This window comes from Candidatus Accumulibacter vicinus, from assembly GCF_000584955.1.
GTDB classification, from domain to species: domain Bacteria; phylum Pseudomonadota; class Gammaproteobacteria; order Burkholderiales; family Rhodocyclaceae; genus Accumulibacter; species Accumulibacter vicinus.
Map to the genome: position 1 here is coordinate 7,341 of NZ_JDSS02000026.1, position 17,941 is coordinate 25,281.

The following is a 17,941-nucleotide window of genomic DNA, read 5'->3' on the forward strand; positions in this document are numbered from 1 at the left end:
GCATAAAGGGGTCATCTCAACGACGCATCACTTTGAATCACACCCCTCGCTCACAGGCTGATTTACCCCTGCCAATATTTTCGTTATAATCCAACGGTTTTCCGCTCGCCCCTGAGGGGCAATTTTCGGGGATGGGCTTTTCGCCCATTTTTTATTTGCAGCCATGGATGTGCACGAACTACTTGAAATCACGGTGACTGGCCTTGGTTATGAGCTGGTGGACGTTGAACGCAGCCCGCGTGGCCGCGTTCTGCGCGTTTTCATCGACAAACCGGAAAAGCCGCGCGGCGTGGATATCGAAGACTGTGTGCTGGTCAGCAATCAGCTTTCTCGCGTGTTGACCGTTGAAAATGTTGACTATGAGCGTCTTGAGGTCTCTTCACCTGGGGTCGACAGGCCATTGAAGAAAGCGTCTGACTTCGAACGTTTCGCGGGTTCGGAGATCAGTTTCAAGCTGCGCCTGCCCTTGAACGGTCGGCGAAATTTCAGCGGTGTCCTGCTTGGCTTGCGCGACGGCAAGGTGCATCTGCAGACCGATGTGGGCGAGATGGAATTCGATCTGGTCAATCTTGACAAGGCACGGGTGGTTCCCAAATTCGACACGATGAAATCGGGCGAGAAGCTGGTTTAGGAGGTAATGAGGAAATGAGCCGCGAAATCTTGCTGCTGGTAGATGTCCTGGCACGTGAAAAGAACGTGACCAGAGACATCGTCTTCGGCGCACTGGAGTTGGCACTGGCCTCGGCTACCAAGAAGCGCATCCATGACGACGCCAATGTGCGTGTCGCGGTGGATCGCGAAACCGGTGATTTCGAGACTTTCCGGCGCTGGGAAGTCGTTGCCGACGAAAACTTTCTCGACGAGGAACAGCAGGTACCGCTGTCGGAAGCCCAGAAGCAGGACCCCGAGGTTGAGATCGGTGACTATCTGGAGGAGTCTCTCGAACCCATCGACTTTGGTCGCATCGGCGCGCAGGCGGCCAAGCAGGTGATTCTGCAGAAGATTCGTGACGCCGAGCGCGAACAGGTGCTGAGTGAATTCCTGGCGCGCAAGGAGCATCTGGTGACCGGGACGATCAAGCGCATGGAACGCGGCAATGCGATTGTCGAGACCGGCAAGATGGAGGCGCTGCTGCCACGTGACCAGATGATTCCGCGTGAGAACCTGCGCATGGGTGATCGTGTCAAGGCGTATCTGCTGCGCATCGACCGTTCTGCCCGCGGCCCGCAACTGATCCTGTCGCGTACCGCTCCGGAGTTCATCATTCAGCTCTTCGCGCTGGAAGTTCCGGAAGTCGATGATGGCCTGCTGGAGATCAAGGCGGCTGCCCGTGACCCCGGCATGCGCGCCAAGATTGCCGTCAAGTCCAACGACCAGCGGATCGATCCGATCGGTACCTGCGTCGGCATGCGCGGCTCACGGGTTACGGCGGTGACCAATGAACTGGCGGGTGAACGGGTTGACATCGTGCTCTGGTCGGCTGATCCTGCACAGTTTGTGGTTGGCGCGCTGGCGCCGGCCGAAGTCAGCTCGATCATCGTCGATGAAGACAAGCACAGCATGGATGTGGTCGTCGACGAGCAGAATCTGGCGATCGCCATTGGCCGTGGCGGCCAGAATGTTCGCCTGGCGTCGGAAATGACCGGCTGGACGATCAACCTGATGACCGAGGAAGAATCGAAGACCCTGGTTGAGGCCGAAGCGGCGGCGATCCGCGTACTGTTCATGGAGAAACTCGATGTTGACGAGGATGTGGCGAACATCCTCATCGACGAAGGCTTCTCGACTCTCGAGGAAGTGGCCTATGTGCCGCTGCACGAGATGCTCGAGATCGAGTCCTTCGACGAGGTCACGGTGCAGGAGTTGCGCGAGCGGGCGCGTAACGTTTTGCTCACTGAGGCCATTGACGCCGAGGAAAAAATCGGTAACGTCGCCGAGGATCTGCTGAACCTTGATGGGATGGACAAGTCACTGGCCGGAAAACTGGCTGGTCATGACATCAAGACGCGCGACGATCTTGCTGATCTGGCAGTCGACGAACTGACAGAGATGACCGGGATTGATGCGCAACGGGCCAAACAACTGATCACCACGGCGCGTGCGCACTGGTTCGAGTAAGCGGGGAAAGAGGAATTCACATGGCGCAAACAAGTGTTGCCCAATTTGCCGTACAGCTGAAGATGCCGGCTGGTTCGCTGCTCGAGCAATTGCATAAAGCCGGGGTAGCCAAGAAACAGCTCGATGACCTGCTGTCCGAGCATGACAAGTCCAGATTGCTGGATTATCTGCGCAAGGCACATGGTCAGACGGATGCGAAGACCAAGATTACCCTGACGCGCAAGGAAACGACCGAGATCCGGCAGCAGGATTCACACGGAAAATCGCATACGGTGCAGGTCGAAGTCCGCAAGAAACGCGTTCTCGTGAAGCGGGAGGCCCCCGAAGTTCGCGCCGAATTGCCGGTGCCGCCGGTTTTGCCAACCACGGCGGTCGAGGGGGTCGTTGAAACCCGACCGGCACTGCCGGTCGAAGTGAAAGCCGAGAAAATCGAGCCGGTTGTGGCAGCAAAAGCCGAACCCGTCGTCGAAGCCAAGGCCAACAAATCCGCACCGCCGGTTGCCGTGAAAGTAGAACCGGTGCTTGCCGTCAAGGCCGGAGCGTCGCCGGCCAAAGCGAAACCCCGGCCCGCCGCCGAGACGCCTTCTGCAGCGGTCGTCGAGGCGAAAACGGAAGCGCCGGTGGCGGCCGACGCCAAGGTGAGTGCCAAGAAAGTGGTGACCCGTGCTTCGATCATCGGCGAGGAGCAGCAGCGCCTGCGCGCCGAAGAAGAGCGGCGTAATGCCGAATTGCGTGCTCGTCAGGAAGCCGAGTTCAAAAGCAAGCAGCAACGCAGCGCCGACCTCGTTCGCCTGAAGCAGGATGCAGAAAACAAGGCGGTCGCGGCCAAGGCTGCCGGGGTGGCCAAGCAGGTTGCCGCGCAGACCGCGAGCGAGCGGCCTGCGGAGGACAAGACGCTGCACAAGCCGGCGGCCAAACCGGCGGCGGCGGACAAGAAGGCAGCCGAAAAGAAAGCGCCCGAAAAGAAGGTCGCCGACAAGAAGGGACAATGGAAGAACGAAGGTGCCAACAAGCGTCCCGGTCTCAAGACACGCGGTGCCACCGGTGGCACGGGTTGGCGGGACAATAAGCACGGCAAGCGAACTGCTCGCGGCGTGGGCGACGAAGAAGAGCAGCACTCTTTCCAGTTGCCCATCGAGCCGGTGATTCACCAGGTCTATGTCCCGGAAACGATTTCCGTCGCTGAATTGGCGCACAAGATGGCCGTCAAGGCGACCGAAGTGATCAAGTCCCTGATGAAGATGGGTTCGATGGTGACCATCAACCAGGTGCTGGACCAGGAGACGGCGATGATCATCGTCGAGGAGATGGGCCACAAGGCGTTCGCTGCGAAGCTTGACGACCCCGATGCCTTCCTCGACGACAGCGACGTCGAACAGAAGGACGTGCTGCACGAGCAGCGCGCGCCAGTGGTGACGGTGATGGGACACGTCGATCACGGCAAGACCTCGCTGCTCGACTACATTCGCCGTACCCGTGTGGCGAGCGGCGAGGCAGGCGGCATCACCCAGCACATTGGCGCCTATCACGTGCAGACCGACCGGGGCATGGTGACCTTCCTCGACACGCCGGGTCACGAGGCATTCACGGCGATGCGCGCACGCGGTGCCAAGGCGACCGACCTGGTCATTCTGGTGGTCGCTGCCGATGACGGTGTGATGCCGCAGACCAGGGAGGCGATTCACCACGCCAAGGCGGCGGCAGTGCCGATTGTCGTGGCAGTGAACAAGATCGACAAGCCGGGTGCCCAGCCCGATCGGGTGAAACAGGAACTGGTCACCGAACAGGTGGTGCCCGAAGAGTACGGCGGTGATGCACCTTTCGTCCTGGTTTCGGCGAAGACCGGTGCCGGTATCGACGAACTGCTCGAGAACGTTCTGCTGCAGGCGGAAGTGCTGGAACTGAAAGCGCCCAGGGATGCGCCGGCCAAGGGCCTGATCATCGAGGCGCGCCTCGACCGCGGGCGCGGGCCCGTGGCGACGATGCTGGTCCTCTCGGGAACGCTTCGCCAGGGCGACATCCTGCTCGCCGGTCAGGTGTTTGGTCGGGTACGGGCGATGCTCGATGAAAACGGCAAGGTGATCAAGGAGGCCGGACCTTCGATTCCAGTCGAGATTCTTGGCCTCTCCGATGTGCCCGCGGCCGGACAGGAGGCCGTGGTGCTCGCTGATGAACGCAAGGCGCGCGAGATTGCCCTGTTCCGCCAGGGCAAGTACCGCGATGTCAAGCTGGCGACGAAGCAGGCAGCCAATCTCGAGAGCATTCTCGAGCAGATGACCGAAGCCGAGGCCAAGGTTCTGGCGCTGATCATCAAGGCGGATGTTCAGGGTTCGCAGGAAGCGCTGGTGCAGTCCTTGCAGAAACTCTCGACCGGTGAAGTCAAGGTCAACGTCATCCACGCTGCGGTGGGCGCAATCAGTGAGTCTGACGTGCACCTTGCGCAGGCCTCGAAAGCGGTCATCATCGGCTTCAACGCGCGTGCCGACGCTGGCGCACGCAAGGCAGCCGAAGCTGCCGGGGTCGATATTCGCTATTACAACATCATCTACGATGCGGTGGACGAAGTGAAGGCTGCGCTGTCGGGAATGCTTTCACCCGAAAAGCGCGAAGATGTCACCGGCCTGGTCGAGATCAGACAGGTCTTCCGCGCTACCCGGATCGGCACCATCGCCGGTTGTTATGTACTCGAAGGCATCATCAAGCGCAGTTCGCGCGCGCGCCTGCTGCGCAATCATATCGTTCTATGGGATGGCGAGATCGAGTCGCTGAAGCGCTTCAAGGATGACGTGAAGGAAGTACGGGCAGGCTTCGAATGCGGTCTTTCGCTGAAGAATTTCAGTGCCTACGAGGAAGGCGACCAACTCGAAGTGTACGATGTCACGGAAGTCGCGAGGACGCTCTAAGTGTCTTCGAACAAGGGATTTTCACGGCGCGACCGGGTTTCGGAACAGATCCGGCGTGAGCTTGCCGAGATCATCAGGAGTGAACTCAAGGATCCCCGCGTCGGCATGATCAGCCTCACCGAGGTCGAGGTCAGTCCGGACTACGCGCATGCCAAGGTATACTTCAGCAGCATGGCGGGTAGCGACACGCTCGACTCGGTGCAGGCCGGCCTGCAGCAGGCTTCCGGGTTTCTGCGCAGCGAGCTGGGCAAGCGCATCAGCATTCACATGATCCCGCAACTGCATTTCGTTTTCGACGACTCGCTGGAGCGTGGTGCACAGATCTCGAAGCTGATCAGCGAGGCGGCGGCGATCTCGGATCACCGCGAAGAACCGGACCAGGCCTGAGTTGGGCCTAATCTGCAAGTCGCGTCAGCGACTCACGAGTGAGATGAAGAATTCGCAGAGCATGCTCTGCGCCCAGCGAACGATTCCGGCATGCAAGGGAGGGAAACGGTCATGACTTGCATGATCAGGGGTGCCTGGAAAAGGCATGACCGTTAGGAAGAGCTGGCGCCGTGTCGACGGCGTGTTGCTCCTTGACAAGCCGACCGGCATGTCCTCGAACTCGGCGCTGCAGGCGGCCAGGCGGCTTTTTTCGGCAGCCAAGGCCGGGCACTCCGGCACGCTCGATCCCATGGCCAGCGGGCTGCTGCCGCTCTGTTTCGGCGAAGCGACCAAGTTCTCGGTCGATCTGCTGGCAGCCGACAAGACCTACGAAGCGGAACTCCTGTTCGGTATCCGGACCGATACCGGCGATGCCGACGGTATGGTCGTGATGCAGTCCCCGGTGACCTTCGGGCGCGCCGAACTCGAAGCCGCGTTGAACCGTTTCCGCGGTCCGATTCTCCAGATCCCACCGATGTACTCGGCGCTCAAGCGCAACGGCCGACCGCTCTACGAACTGGCGCGACAGGGGATTGAAGTCGAGCGCGAGGCACGCGCGGTAACGATCCACGAACTGTGGCTGCTTGATTTCTCGCAGGACCGCTGTCGTCTGCGGGTCGCCTGCAGCAAGGGCACCTATATTCGCAGCCTGGCCGAGGATCTCGGCGCGGCGCTCGCTTGCGGCGCGCATCTGACGGTCCTGCGTCGGGTCGCCGTCGGCCCGTTGCGGATTATCGATGCGGTAACGCTCGACCAACTGGCTGCGCTGGCCGAAGAAGCCCGTGCAGACTGGCTGCTACCGCCGGACGCACTGTTGCAGAGCCTGCCGGCAGTTCATCTGGACCATGCGGCAGGTCGGCGCTTTGTCCATGGTAATCCAGTCTGCGTCGTCAGTCCGCCAGGGCGATGCCGAGTTTATTCTGGGAATCAGCTTCTCGGTCTCGGCGAACTCGATGACGCAGGTCGGCTGCAGCCGCGGCGCGTGCTGGGCGCACCGTAGAGGTCACGCGTAGCAGCCGTATTGAGCGCCGGGTTGGGCTGGTACCTGCAGAAGTTGCAGAAACCGTTCCAGGGTGAGAGCCGCGTCACGAACAATTCGGTATGTTGGTCCGTCTTGTTTTCAAGTGAATGGCAGGTAGCCCAGCCCGGTCTGCATCAGGCCAACAAGGTCGATGTTGACAGCATTGATATCGAGATTGGCGGCAGCCTTGGCAAGGGACACTTGGGAGAATTGGCCTGCATTGATGGCAGCGGACCAGAAAGTCACTTCGGCGGTGGTCGGTGCATGGCCGAAGAGGTTCTGATAAAGGGCTTCCACTTCTGCCGCATTGGAATAATGTTCGCCAAGCTTCACCCGCAGCGCCAGTGCGATGAGATCGTCGCAGCTCATGCCGCCGTCGAGCAAGGAGAGCGCAATGCCCGCGTAAGCCTTGTTGGTGACGAATGACGGTCCGAAGACCACGCCCAGGATTCTGGCGGTGGTGCCGGCGTTGCCGTTGGCCACATCGAGCGCCACACTCTGGTCGGCAAAGCCGAGCCGCTCGATCCCGCTGAGGGTGTCTATGCCATCGCTACCGGCATTCGCCTGGACCCGGAGGACGTCACCGGTTGTGGTCCAGCTATATTGGGCGAACTTGCCGCTGAACATTGCGCTGTCGACACCCCTGCCGCCGTCGAGCGTATCATTGCCAGCGCCGCCGGCGAGGGTGTCATGACCATCGCCACCGAGCAAGACATCGTTGCCGGCATATCCGCTGAACCGGTCGTTGCGCTCACTCGCGGTGATGGTGTCGTTGCCGTCGAGGAAACTCTCCGAGAGAAAGAATCCCATGCCCTTGCCCGTGCTCTGGATGCCGTTGAGAATCGGGGCTGTGAGTTTGGCCGAGTTGCTCACCGAAAACCGATCTCCCTGTGGGGAGGTGACGGTCAGATAGTCAAGTGTTCCGCTCGCCTGAAACCCCTGATAGTTCACGTTGCCAGCCGACTCGAATGTCCAGCCGGATTGCTTGTACAGGATGCTGTGATAGCTGCCGAAACCATTGCCGCGGGTATCGAAGCCGAGGCTTCCCGCGGCCGACATTTCGAGGTCAAAGAACCTGAAGCTCAGGTTCGAGAGGGTTCCAGAGAAGCTTGCACCGTCGTTCTCGACGCGCAGACTGCCGGCAAAGGTAAAAGTCTGGCCGGAGGGGTCCGAGTATCTGATCTCGTCGATGACCCATACGTCAGTATCGAACCCGTGGCCACTCATGTTGAGCGTTCCCTGGTTGTCGAACTGCGCCGCATAGGTGGTTGGAGTCAGCCTCTCGGAATCGATTTCTAAATCGTCAAGGAGGACGATTGCCCGCGTCATCGACTGCGAGAGCTGCTGTGCAAGCTGGTTGGGTGTTGCAAACCACGCCGCCCAGTTGGTCGTTGAGAAGCTCAAGTTCGCCATTTGATGAGTCCTTATCGAGATTTTATTTGAAAGTCGCGTCAGCGACTCACGAATCTCCCTCCCACTTGCGGGGGAGAGGATGGGATATTGCCAAATTCCCCGTAACCATATAATTGTAGTAATTCAGAACTGATCCTGATTGATGATCTGATCGATCTTCTCCTGTAGCGGATCGTCCGGCGGTTGAGGGGGCAATTCGACCGGCGCAGGCGTTGCCGGTTCTTGGGGAGGTTCCTGTTTTCGGGCGGGTTTGACGATCCGCTGCGGCTTGGGTTCGGCGACGGGCTCTTGCGACAGGAGGCCCCGGAACCAGCCCTTGATGCGTGCCCAGAGGCCGGTGTCTTCTGGTGTGGCGAAGCGGGCACGTGGATCGATGAGGCGAGCGCGCAAGGCGTTCCGGAAGAAATCGCCGACCACCGGCAGGGCGCTGTGCGCCCCCTGACCCCAGTAGTCGCTGCGCAGCGTGACGCGACTGTCGTTGAAACCGACCCATGCGCCGGCGACCAACTGCCGGTGCATCAGGATGAACCAGCCGTCCGCGTTGTCCTGCGTTGTCCCGGTCTTGCCCGCCACGTCGGCGCGGATGCCATAGCGGTTGCGGATATCTCTGCCGGTGCCGCGATTGATTGCGCCGCGCAGGTTGTCGAGCAGCGTGTAAGTGACGTCGCGTTCGAGCGCGATATCGGGGTCTTGCGGGCTGAATTCTTCGATGACCCGCCCGTCGCGGTCTTCGATGCGGCTGACCAGCAGCGGTTCGAGGTAGCCACCGCCATTGGCGATCGTCCCGTAGGCGGTAACCATTTCCTTGAGGGTGACGGGGCTGGTGCCCAGGGCCAGCGATGGCACGGTTTCGAGCTTGCTCTGGCGCACGCCCATCTGGCGGGCGAGTCTGGCCACCTTGGCGGGGCCGACTTGCTGGATGAGTTGCGCGGTGATGGTGTTCTTCGAGTAGGCGAGTCCATCGCTCAGGGTCATCGCCTCGCCGCTTGGCGGCCCGCTATCGGTGGGCCGCCAGACCTCGGTGTCGCCGATGTCGATTTCCACCGCCTGGTCGATCAATCGGTCGTTCGGGCTGGCACCCTGGCGGTACGCTTCGCCGTAAACAAAGGGTTTGAAGGTCGAGCCGGGTTGGCGACGTGCCTGCTGCACATGGTCGAAGGCCTCCTGCTCGAAGTCGCGACTGCCGACCCAGGCCTTGACGTGGCCGTTGCGCGGATCGATGGCCAGAAAACCGATCTGGATCTGCGTCTTTTGCCGGTGCAGCGCGCGCATGAAGGTCTTGTCGGCCGACAATTCCTGCATGGCCTGCTCAGGCGTCCGGCCTTTGGCGATGGCGGCGGCGTATTCCGGCGATTCGCGGATGAAGGCCTGGACCAGGCTGGAGTCGCTGCTCCACGCCGAGCGCTTTCCCCAGATCGCGTTGGCGATGTTCTGCAAGCTGTTGCCCTGGCGCATCACAGCCTGGTTGGCCGCCGCCTGCAGCCGGGAATCGATGGTCGTGCGTACCACCAGGCCGTCGCCGTAGATGCTGTAGTCGTTACGGTCGGCCCAGGCAATCAGCCACTTGCGCAGTTGCCTGGCGAAATGCGGTGCCGGCCCCGGGGGCTCCGTCTGTCGCTCGAAGTCGATACGCAAGGGCTTCGTGCTGAGCGCGTCGAACTGTTTCGTGGTTAATTTCTCGCGCTTGACCATCTGTTTCAGTACCGTGTTGCGGCGCTGCAAGGCTCGCTCGGGATTGAGCACCGGGTTGTAGTAGCTGTTGCCCTTGAGCATGCCGACCAGCGTGGCGCTTTGCAGTACATCGAGCTGGTCGGCCGAGGTATCGAAATAGGTGCGCGCCGCCATCTCGATGCCGTAGGCGTTATAGAGGAAGGGCACGGTGTTGAGGTAGGTCTCGAGGATCTCGTCCTTGCTGTGGATGGCCTCGATCTTCAACGCCGTGATGGCTTCCTTGAGCTTGCGCGTCAGCGTCGGGGCCCGGCCGATCGCTTCCGGGTAGAGGTTGCGGGCCAACTGCTGCGTGAGGGTCGAACCCCCCTGGCGATCGCCGCTTAGGCTGTTGAGCGCGGCAGCTGCGGTGCGTCGCCAGTCGAGACCGAAATGTGCATAAAAGCGATGATCTTCCGTGGCGATCAGGGCGTCGATGACATGCGGCGAAATCCCGGAGAGCGCGACCCATTGCCGGTTGGATTGCTTGAACTCGGCGAGTTTCTTGCCATCTGTTGACAGGATCTGAGCCGGTTGTTCGGATGACGCTTTGCGGATGCTGCTGATGCTTGGCGTGAAGGGGATCAGGATCAGCACATAGAGCAGCAACAGGGCGGGCACCGCCACCAGCGCCCGGATCACCCCGCGCCGGGTGGGATGGTAGGGCGTGCCGGAGAGGCAGGCGAAAAGGCTCGGGGCAAGCCGGTTTGCCGACTGTTTCAGTTCGCCGACCAGGGAGCGTATTGATGCCATGAAGGGTTCATTTCAGGCCCGAACGGGCTTGTGCGCAAGCGTGTAAGAGAATGTAATATGATGTCCGCTGGCGAGATGGGCATGCGGTTGAGCATACCTCAAACCGGGAAACCAGTGCATGAACAGTCACGAAGAGTCCGTCGCAGGGCGGCGCAAGGGATATGGGCAGCGCCAGGGCCGACGGGTCGATGCCGACCGGCGTGACGCCGTCGCGAAGCTGCTGGCCGATTTGCCCCTGCGCCGCGACCTGTTGCTGGAACATCTGCATCGATTGCAGGACGAGCACGCCTGCCTGCGCTCGGGAGACCTCGTGGTGCTGGCCGACTTGCTGGGAATCGGCGTTGCCGAAGTCTATGAGACGGCCACTTTCTACGCCCATTTCGATCTTTGTGACGATGGCGATCCGGCGCCAGCGCTCGCGGTCCGGGTCTGTGACGGCCTCGCTTGCCGGCTGCAGGGTGCCCTGCCACTGACGGCGTCGCTGCGCGAATTGCTCCCGCCGGTGCGCGCCAGAGTTCTGCGGGCACCCTGCATGGGTCGCTGCGACCTCGCGCCCGTGGTCCAGGTCGGCAAGCGCCATGCCGATCGGGCGAGCACCACAGAGGTGCTCGCGCTGATCGAGGCAGGGGTCCTGACCCCGCTCCCGGTCGCCAGCGAGAGTTTCGACGCCTACCGCGCACGCGGCGGCTACCAGCCACTGCAGGCGCTGCGCAACGGCGCGTTGTCGACCGAGACGGTACTTGACGAAGTCGAAGCGGCGGGGCTGCGCGGGATGGGCGGCGCCGGCTTTCCGAGCGCTCGAAAATGGCGACTGGTCAGCCATGCGCCGGCACCGCGCTTCCTGGTCTGCAACGCCGATGAGGGCGAACCGGGCACTTTCAAGGACCGCCTGATCCTGGAACAGCAGCCACACCAGTTCCTCGAAGGCCTGCTGCTGGCGGCCAGTTGTATCGGCGCTGACCACTGCTGGATCTACCTGCGCGACGAATACCCTGCCGCGCACGCCATACTGACCCGCGAGATCGTCTTGCTCGAACGGCTGAAACTTGTCGAAGCGGGCTTCATCGAGTTGCGCCGTGGCGCCGGTGCCTATATCTGCGGCGAGGAATCGGCGCTGATCGAATCGATCGAGGGCAAGCGCGGCTACCCGAGGCAGCGCCCCCCTTACGTCGCCGAGGCCGGACTTTTCGGGCGGCCGACTTTGGTCAACAATGTCGAGACGCTGGCGCTGGTACCGGGAATTCTCGCCGGCGGAGGCGCCCGCTTCGCCGCGCTGGGCAGTGAGGGTTTTGCCGGTCTGCGCAGTTACTCGGTCTCTGGACGGGTGCGCGAGCCAGGGGTCAAGCAGGCACCGGCAGGAATCAGCGCGCGCCGCCTGATCAACGATTACTGCGGCGGCATGGCCGAGGGTCATCAACTGCTGGCCTACCTGCCCGGCGGTGCCTCGGGCGGGATTCTGCCGGCGCACATGGCCGACCTGCCGCTGCAGTTCGGCGAACTCGAGAAGGTCGGCGGCCTGATCGGTTCGGCGGCGGTGATCGTCCTCTCCGATCGCGATGACCTGCGTGCGGCGGTGCAGGCGCTGCTCGAATTCTTCGCCGACGAAAGTTGCGGCCAATGTACACCCTGCCGGGTCGGCACCGAGAAGATGTTGGCCTTGTTCACTGCACCCGAACCCGACCTGGACCTGCTCAACGAGTTGGCCACGGTGATGCGCGATGCGTCGATCTGCGGCCTCGGTCAGGCCGCGCCGAATCCGCTGATGACGGCACTGCGCTATCTGCCACAGCACCTGATGACCGGCCACGGCGATGACTGAAGCCGGATCGACTGAACTTCGCTTCGTTCTCGATGGCCGCCAGTTGACGGCGCTGTCCGGCGAAACCATCTGGCAGGCGGCCCGGCGTGCCGGCACGACGATTCCTCATTTGTGTACGCGCGCAGCACCAGACTATCAACCGGGCAGCAACTGCCGCGCCTGCATGGTCGAGATCGACGGCGAACGAAATCTTGCTCCCAGTTGCAGCCGCACGGTCAGCGAGGGGATGCAGGTACGCAGCGAGACTTCCGAACGTGCCCGGCAAAGCCGGCGCGTGGTGATGGAACTGTTGCTCACCGAGCAGCCGCCACGCGCGCAGGCGTACGACCGCAACTCGGCGTTCTGGTACTGGGCTGCGCAGTTGGGTGTGCACGCCAGCCGCTTCCCGCAACGCGCAACGGTGGCTCACCCCGACCACAGTCACCCGGCGATGAGCGTGCAGCTTGACGCCTGCATCCATTGCCAGCTCTGTCTGCAGGCTTGCCGCGACATCCAGGCCAACGACGTGATCGGCATGGCTGGTCGCGGCGCAGCGGCGAGGATCGTTTTCGATCTCGACGACCCGATGGGCCGATCGAGCTGTGTCGGCTGCGGCGAATGCGTGCAGGCCTGCCCGACCGGCGCACTGCTGCCGACAGCGATGCTTGCCGACGACGGCAGCGGTCTGCTCAGGGCAGGCGAGACGGTCGACCGCGTCGTTCCCAGCGTCTGTCCTTACTGTGGAGTCGGTTGCCAGATCGATTACCAGGTTCGCAATGATCGGATCATCGCCGTCAGCGGCCGCAACGGGCCGGCCAATCGCGAGCGCCTGTGCGTCAAGGGGCGCTTCGGCTTCGACTATGTGCACTCGCCAGAGCGCTTGCTGAAACCTCTGATCCGCCGCGATGACGCGCCCAAGATCGCCGACGCAGCCTTCGACCCGGCCAGGCCTGGCACGCATTTTCGTGAAGCGAGCTGGGAAGAGGCGCTGCAGCGGGCCGCGTCGGGGCTGCGGTCGATTCGCCAGCAACACGGTGGCGGCGCACTCGCCGGTTTTGGTTCGGCCAAGTGCAGCAACGAGGAAGCCTACCTGTTCCAGAAACTGGTACGCACTGGTTTTGGCACCAACAACGTCGACCATTGCACTCGGCTCTGCCATGCCTCGTCGGTCGCGGCCTTGATCGAGGGGGTCGGTTCCGGCGCGGTCTCGGCTTCGTTCATGCAGATCGACAAGGCCGAGGTGGCGATCCTGATCGGCTGCAATCCGGAATCCAATCATCCGGTCGCCTCGACGTTCTTCAAGCGCGCCGCACGCCAGGGCACCCGCCTGATCGTCATCGATCCGCGCCGCCATGGTCTGGCGCGCTTTGCCGACAAGACGCTGCAGTGCCAGCCCGGGACCGATGTCGCGCTGCTCAACGCGCTGCTGCACACGATCATCGACGAAGATTTGTTCGACCCGGCGTATATTGCCCGCCATACCAGCGGCTTCGCCGAGATGCGCGCGCACCTTGCCGCTTTCAGCCCGGAAGCGATGGCTGCCGTCTGCGGCCTCCTGGCCAGCGAAATCCGCGCGGTGGCGCGACTCTACGCCCGATCGAAAGCGTCGATGATCTTCTGGGGAATGGGGATTTCGCAACACGCGCATGGCACCGACAACGCGCGTTGCCTGATTGCTCTGGCGCTGATGACCGGACACATCGGCCGTCCCGGCACCGGTCTGCATCCGCTGCGCGGGCAGAACAACGTCCAGGGCGCATCGGACGCCGGTCTGATCCCGATGGTCCTGCCTGACTACCTGCCGATCTCGGTGGCCGCCAATCGCCGACGTTTCGAACAACTCTGGAACACGACTCTCGATCCGCGGCCGGGGCTGACCGTGGTCGAGATCATCAACGCCGCTGCCGCCGGCGACATCCGCGGCATGTACATCCTTGGAGAAAATCCGGCGATGTCCGACCCGGACCTCGCGCATGCGCGGCAAGCGCTGGCGTCGCTCGAACATCTGGTGGTGCAGGACCTGTTTCTCACCGAAACCGCAATCTACGCCGACGTCGTCCTGCCGGCGTCGTCCTGGCCGGAGAAGGAGGGCAGCGTGACCAACACCAATCGCCAGGTGCAGCTCGGTCGGCAGGCGCTGCCCTTGCCCGGCGATACCCGGCCCGATTGGTGGATCATCCAGGAACTGGCGCGCCGGCTCGACCTCGACTGGCGCTACGACAGCCCGACGGCGATTTATTCCGAGATGCGCATGGCGATGCCCTCGCTGGCCAACATCAGCCACGAACGTCTCTTGCGCGAGGGTTCGGTGAGCTACCCCTGCGCCGGCGACGACGTGCCGGGTGCCGACGTCGTTTTCGAGAACGGTTTCCCGACGCCCAGTGGTCGTGCCGGCTTCGTTCCCGCCGCCCTGCTGCCACCCGACGAACAGCCCTCCGAGGAGTATCCGCTGATCCTGTCAACCGGGCGCCTGCTGGAGCATTGGCATACCGGCGCGATGAGCAGACGCAGCGCCACGCTTGACGCACTCGAACCCGAAGCGGTGGTGACCGTCAGTGACCAAGACCTGCGTCGGCTGGGACTTGCCGACGGCGAGCGTGTCCGCCTGAGCACCCGGCGCGGTGCAATCGAAGCCACGGCCCGCGCCGATCCAGCCGTCGCGCCCGGATCCTTGTGGCTGCCATTCTGCTTCCACGAAGCCGCCGCCAACCGCCTGACCAACCCGGTACTCGACCCCTTCGGCAAGATTCCCGAATTCAAGTACTGTGCGGTACGCCTGGAGCGTGCCTGAATGAGTACCTTCGCGCTGGTGCCCGACCCCGACGATCCGGAACTCACCCGCAACGTCGAAGGCTGCGACCACCGCGGCCAGGCGGTGGCGCTGAGTGTCGTCGTCGAGCGACCGCTGACCCTGTATCTGAACGGGACCGAGGTGGTCACGCTGATGACCATCGGCGACCACCCCGAGCTGCTGGCCCTGGGCTTTCTGCTCAACCAGAACATGCTTGCCGGCGACGATGCGGTCACCGCCGTGGATTATGACGGCGACCTTGACGTGGTCGTCGTTCGCACGCGCAGCGAGTCGAGCTACGAACAGAAGCTGAAGCGCAAGATTCGCACCTCGGGCTGCGCGCAGGGGACGATCTTTGGCGACCTCATGGAGCGCTTCGACGACATCCGCCTCGACCCTGCCGCCGAGGTACGCTGCTCATGGCTGCAGAGCCTGTTCCTGCAGATTGGCCGGCAACCGAGCCTGTACCAGAAGGCCGGCGCGATTCACGGTTGCGTCCTCTGCGAGCGTGACCGCCCACTCGTCTATATGGAGGATGTCGGACGGCACAACGCCGTCGACAAGATTGCTGGCTACATGCACCGCCACGGTCTCGGCGGCCGCGACAAGATCTTCTATACCACCGGACGCCTGACCAGCGAAATGGTGATCAAGACGGTCCAGATGGAGATCCCGATCCTGGTGTCGCGCTCGGGTTTCACGGCCTGGGGCGTGGACCTTGCCCGGCGCGCCGGACTGACGCTGATCGGGCGCGCCAGGGGACAGCGCTTCATCGTCCTGTCCGGCGGCGAAAGGCTGGTCTACGACCTCGATTTCGCCAAGGCAGCGGGCGACGATGGCGGTGATCTGTCTGCAGCGCACAAAATTCGGACCGACCGCAGCGCAACCAGCGATCCTTGCTGAGATCGGGAGTCGTGGGCTGTTTCGATGCCCGAGGCTCGCCAGGGTCAGCGGCGTACGGCACCTGCCGTACCGGTCCAGACCCGCATGATGCGGTAGGGCGGCGTTCCCTGATCGCTTGCCCCTGTGAAGGCTCGGGTCGTATGCAACTGGTTGACCGAGATATAGAGCCAGCTGTCGTCGCCGAATTGCACGCTATCCGGCCAGTTCAGGAGGGGGTTGCGAACAAGTGGCTGCAATTGGCCCAGGGTATCCAGCCGATCGATGCCATTCTCGTTCAGATTGGTGAAGAAGTGGTTACCCGCTGCATCGGTCGTGGCGCCATCGGAAACCGGCTTGCGCCCGGCGATACGAATGGCTGCCGCGGTATCGGCATCGCTCCCTTCGCGCAACAACCGCGTGGGTACAGAGTACCAGCGGGTTCCGGTCATCGCGCCAAAGAAGAGGGTTTCACCGTCAGCAGACAAGCCCAAGGGATTGACGCCGCCCTTCGCCGGTTTTCCGCCGAAGAAAGTGGGTTGTCCTCCAACCCGCATCTCGGCACCTTCCTCGGCTTGCAGGCTGGCGTGCCCCTGGAAGCGCCGGACCTTGCCGTCCTCGATGCGTACGGCCAGCAGGGCCGGATTATTGATGTCCGCCAGATAGATCCAGCCGCGCTCGGCATCCACCACCAGATCCTGGATGAAACTGTCCTTGGGGGCGACATCGCCCGGCAGGTCGATGCGCTTGGCCAGTTTTCCCGTTGCGATATCAAACCCCCACAGCCGGGTCTTGCCGATGTTCAGGCCCATGTCGGTAATCCACAGGCGGCCCCGACCGTCCTGCGTGATACCCAGCGGCGCATCAATGCGGCTATCGCCGCGTGTGGACGCATCGCTTTGCAGATCAGCCGACGGCCATGGACGGTAGGACGCCGGCCCGGTAATCTCGATCAGTTGCAGACCGGACGGCACGTCCAGTGGGTGGACCGTGGCAAAGACACGAGCCTCGGCGGTTGCACTGACATTGCCCGGCCGAATCGGCAATTCGGCTACGGTTTCGAGCGTACCGATGGCTGGCGCAGCAGTTATCATCTGGCTGCCTACCGTCAGCGCAGCGGCTAGGAGGTGGCGAAATAAATGGTGGAGCATGGCTATAGTGGTCCCCGGATTTTAGATGGTGGTTTAAGGTGATTCCCCTCCCCCCGGACCCAAGCCCTTGCAACGGCTTCAGCGCTGCCGCCGCCGTCAGTCGAGTAGAGAAGGTCTTGTCCATCGCGAGGGTCTCATCGTCCTGATGAGTGTGTCGTATTCTGCCATCAACGGGCGATGTATTTTCGGAAATCACCTGAGACCTGTCGAGGGCGCCCGCCTGCGGCCAACAGACGCTGACGGGCACCCTGGCACAGATCGGTTGGAAACAGGAGATTGGCAGAACGCTCCTGAGGGGCTTCCGCCCTACATACCCCTACATACCGTTTCTCGCGTACTACCACACGTGGCGTGTGGCAGGATTTCACGATTGACTGTGCACATGGAGATCCGGGATACTGGGATACTGGTATTGGTATCGAGGCCGACGGGGCGTCGGACTTCCTGTCCTTTATCGACAGCCCATTTCTGAACAGTGAGATATTCGAATGAAAGAGACATGCATGGCCACCTTGCTCATCCTTGCCACGGCATCCGCGACGGCGCAGGTCTCGGTTTCGGTCGGAGGTCCGGCTGGAGTCGATGTGAAAACCGGCGGCGCCGGCGGGGTGAGCGTAAACACCGGCAATGGCACCAACGTCAATACCGGCAAGACTTCCACCCATACCAAAGGCAACGCCGTATATGTGAATCCCGGCCAGAGTTCGTCATCGATCACGCATTCACCAGGCACCATCGTCACGACCCGCAAGGGCGATGACGATGCCAGTGGTATCAGTGTGGTCAATGGCAATGTGACGATCGACGGGGTGAAGGTACCCCCCTCGGCAACCAGGTGGACAGGCAAGGACGGCACCAAGTACCGCATCCAGCGCTCGGGCAAGGGGAATGTCAGTGTCGAAGAGATTGATGACTGAGCGTACCTGCCCGAGCAGTGACCGATTTTCCGTTCCTTTCGTTCGCCCGCCCCATCCTCTGACT

The 17,941-nt window shown here is 62.3% G+C and carries 12 protein-coding genes; 9 read left to right on the top strand and 3 right to left on the bottom strand.

The window, feature by feature from the left end:
- Positions 1–163 precede the first annotated feature (163 nt).
- The 5 genes from rimP (at position 164) to truB (ending at position 6,447) form a co-directional block, all read left to right on the top strand.
- Positions 164–631, top strand: a complete 468-nt coding sequence (gene rimP, locus CAPSK01_RS12235) for a ribosome maturation factor RimP (protein ID WP_034926918.1) — start codon at positions 164–166, stop codon at positions 629–631.
- Positions 632–645: 14 nt separating this feature from the next.
- A complete protein-coding gene (nusA, locus tag CAPSK01_RS12240) occupies positions 646–2,118 on the top strand; it encodes a transcription termination factor NusA (protein WP_034926921.1) in 1,473 nt (490 codons plus the stop codon).
- A 20-nt stretch (positions 2,119–2,138) separates the two neighbouring features.
- On the top strand, positions 2,139–5,021 hold the full coding sequence (gene infB, locus CAPSK01_RS12245; protein ID WP_034926924.1) for a translation initiation factor IF-2: 2,883 nt from the start codon (positions 2,139–2,141) through the stop codon (positions 5,019–5,021).
- A complete protein-coding gene (rbfA, locus tag CAPSK01_RS12250; protein WP_034926925.1) occupies positions 5,022–5,408 on the top strand; it encodes a 30S ribosome-binding factor RbfA in 387 nt (128 codons plus the stop codon).
- A 145-nt stretch (positions 5,409–5,553) separates the two neighbouring features.
- Positions 5,554–6,447, top strand: a complete 894-nt coding sequence (gene truB / locus CAPSK01_RS12255; RefSeq protein WP_034926928.1) for a tRNA pseudouridine(55) synthase TruB — start codon at positions 5,554–5,556, stop codon at positions 6,445–6,447.
- Positions 6,448–6,567: 120 nt separating this feature from the next.
- Here the strand turns inward: truB and CAPSK01_RS22840 are convergent, their stop codons facing one another.
- Together CAPSK01_RS22840 and CAPSK01_RS12265 are read right to left on the bottom strand one after the other, a co-directional pair.
- A complete protein-coding gene (locus CAPSK01_RS22840) occupies positions 6,568–7,881 on the bottom strand; it encodes a hypothetical protein (RefSeq protein WP_273703596.1) in 1,314 nt (437 codons plus the stop codon).
- Between the two features lie 123 nt (positions 7,882–8,004).
- The gene (locus CAPSK01_RS12265; protein WP_273703597.1) at positions 8,005–10,341 is read right to left on the bottom strand and encodes a transglycosylase domain-containing protein; all 2,337 of its coding nucleotides are present in this window, start codon (positions 10,339–10,341) and stop codon (positions 8,005–8,007) included.
- Between the two features lie 118 nt (positions 10,342–10,459).
- On the opposite strand from CAPSK01_RS12265, the gene CAPSK01_RS12270 reads away from it, so the two are divergent.
- Genes CAPSK01_RS12270 through fdhD form a run of 3 tightly spaced genes read left to right on the top strand, consistent with a single transcriptional unit; the run spans position 10,460 to position 15,833 of the window.
- Entirely contained in the window at positions 10,460–12,160 is a 1,701-nt protein-coding gene (locus CAPSK01_RS12270) for an NADH-ubiquinone oxidoreductase-F iron-sulfur binding region domain-containing protein (protein ID WP_034926931.1), read from the top strand.
- Positions 12,153–14,930 (top strand): formate dehydrogenase subunit alpha, encoded by a 2,778-nt coding sequence (fdhF, locus tag CAPSK01_RS12275; RefSeq protein ID WP_034926934.1) that lies wholly within the window; start codon positions 12,153–12,155, stop codon positions 14,928–14,930. Before CAPSK01_RS12270 ends, fdhF begins: the two co-directional genes overlap by 8 nt.
- On the top strand, positions 14,931–15,833 hold the full coding sequence (fdhD, locus tag CAPSK01_RS12280; protein ID WP_273703598.1) for a formate dehydrogenase accessory sulfurtransferase FdhD: 903 nt from the start codon (positions 14,931–14,933) through the stop codon (positions 15,831–15,833). It begins immediately after the preceding gene.
- Between the two features lie 44 nt (positions 15,834–15,877).
- Here the strand turns inward: fdhD and CAPSK01_RS12285 are convergent, their stop codons facing one another.
- The gene (locus CAPSK01_RS12285) at positions 15,878–16,903 is read right to left on the bottom strand and encodes an L-dopachrome tautomerase-related protein (protein WP_273703599.1); all 1,026 of its coding nucleotides are present in this window, start codon (positions 16,901–16,903) and stop codon (positions 15,878–15,880) included.
- Between the two features lie 560 nt (positions 16,904–17,463).
- On the opposite strand from CAPSK01_RS12285, the gene CAPSK01_RS12290 reads away from it, so the two are divergent.
- Positions 17,464–17,877 (top strand): hypothetical protein, encoded by a 414-nt coding sequence (locus CAPSK01_RS12290; protein ID WP_034926938.1) that lies wholly within the window; start codon positions 17,464–17,466, stop codon positions 17,875–17,877.
- Positions 17,878–17,941: the final 64 nt, after the last annotated feature.

Bases quoted from the DNA above. Each gene is read 5' to 3' on its own strand.
- CAPSK01_RS12270 (WP_034926931.1), top strand. From the start codon at position 10,460: ATGAACAGTCACGAAGAGTCCGTCGCAGGGCGGCGCAAGGGATATGGG.
- rimP (WP_034926918.1), top strand. From the start codon at position 164: ATGGATGTGCACGAACTACTTGAAATCACGGTGACTGGCCTTGGTTAT.
- fdhF (WP_034926934.1), top strand. From the start codon at position 12,153: ATGACTGAAGCCGGATCGACTGAACTTCGCTTCGTTCTCGATGGCCGC.
- CAPSK01_RS22840 (WP_273703596.1), bottom strand. From the start codon at position 7,881: ATGGCGAACTTGAGCTTCTCAACGACCAACTGGGCGGCGTGGTTTGCA.
- CAPSK01_RS12285 (WP_273703599.1), bottom strand. From the start codon at position 16,903: ATGATAACTGCTGCGCCAGCCATCGGTACGCTCGAAACCGTAGCCGAA.
- truB (WP_034926928.1), top strand. From the start codon at position 5,554: ATGACCGTTAGGAAGAGCTGGCGCCGTGTCGACGGCGTGTTGCTCCTT.
- CAPSK01_RS12265 (WP_273703597.1), bottom strand. From the start codon at position 10,341: ATGGCATCAATACGCTCCCTGGTCGGCGAACTGAAACAGTCGGCAAAC.
- fdhD (WP_273703598.1), top strand. From the start codon at position 14,931: ATGAGTACCTTCGCGCTGGTGCCCGACCCCGACGATCCGGAACTCACC.
- infB (WP_034926924.1), top strand. From the start codon at position 2,139: ATGGCGCAAACAAGTGTTGCCCAATTTGCCGTACAGCTGAAGATGCCG.
- CAPSK01_RS12290 (WP_034926938.1), top strand. From the start codon at position 17,464: ATGGCCACCTTGCTCATCCTTGCCACGGCATCCGCGACGGCGCAGGTC.
- nusA (WP_034926921.1), top strand. From the start codon at position 646: ATGAGCCGCGAAATCTTGCTGCTGGTAGATGTCCTGGCACGTGAAAAG.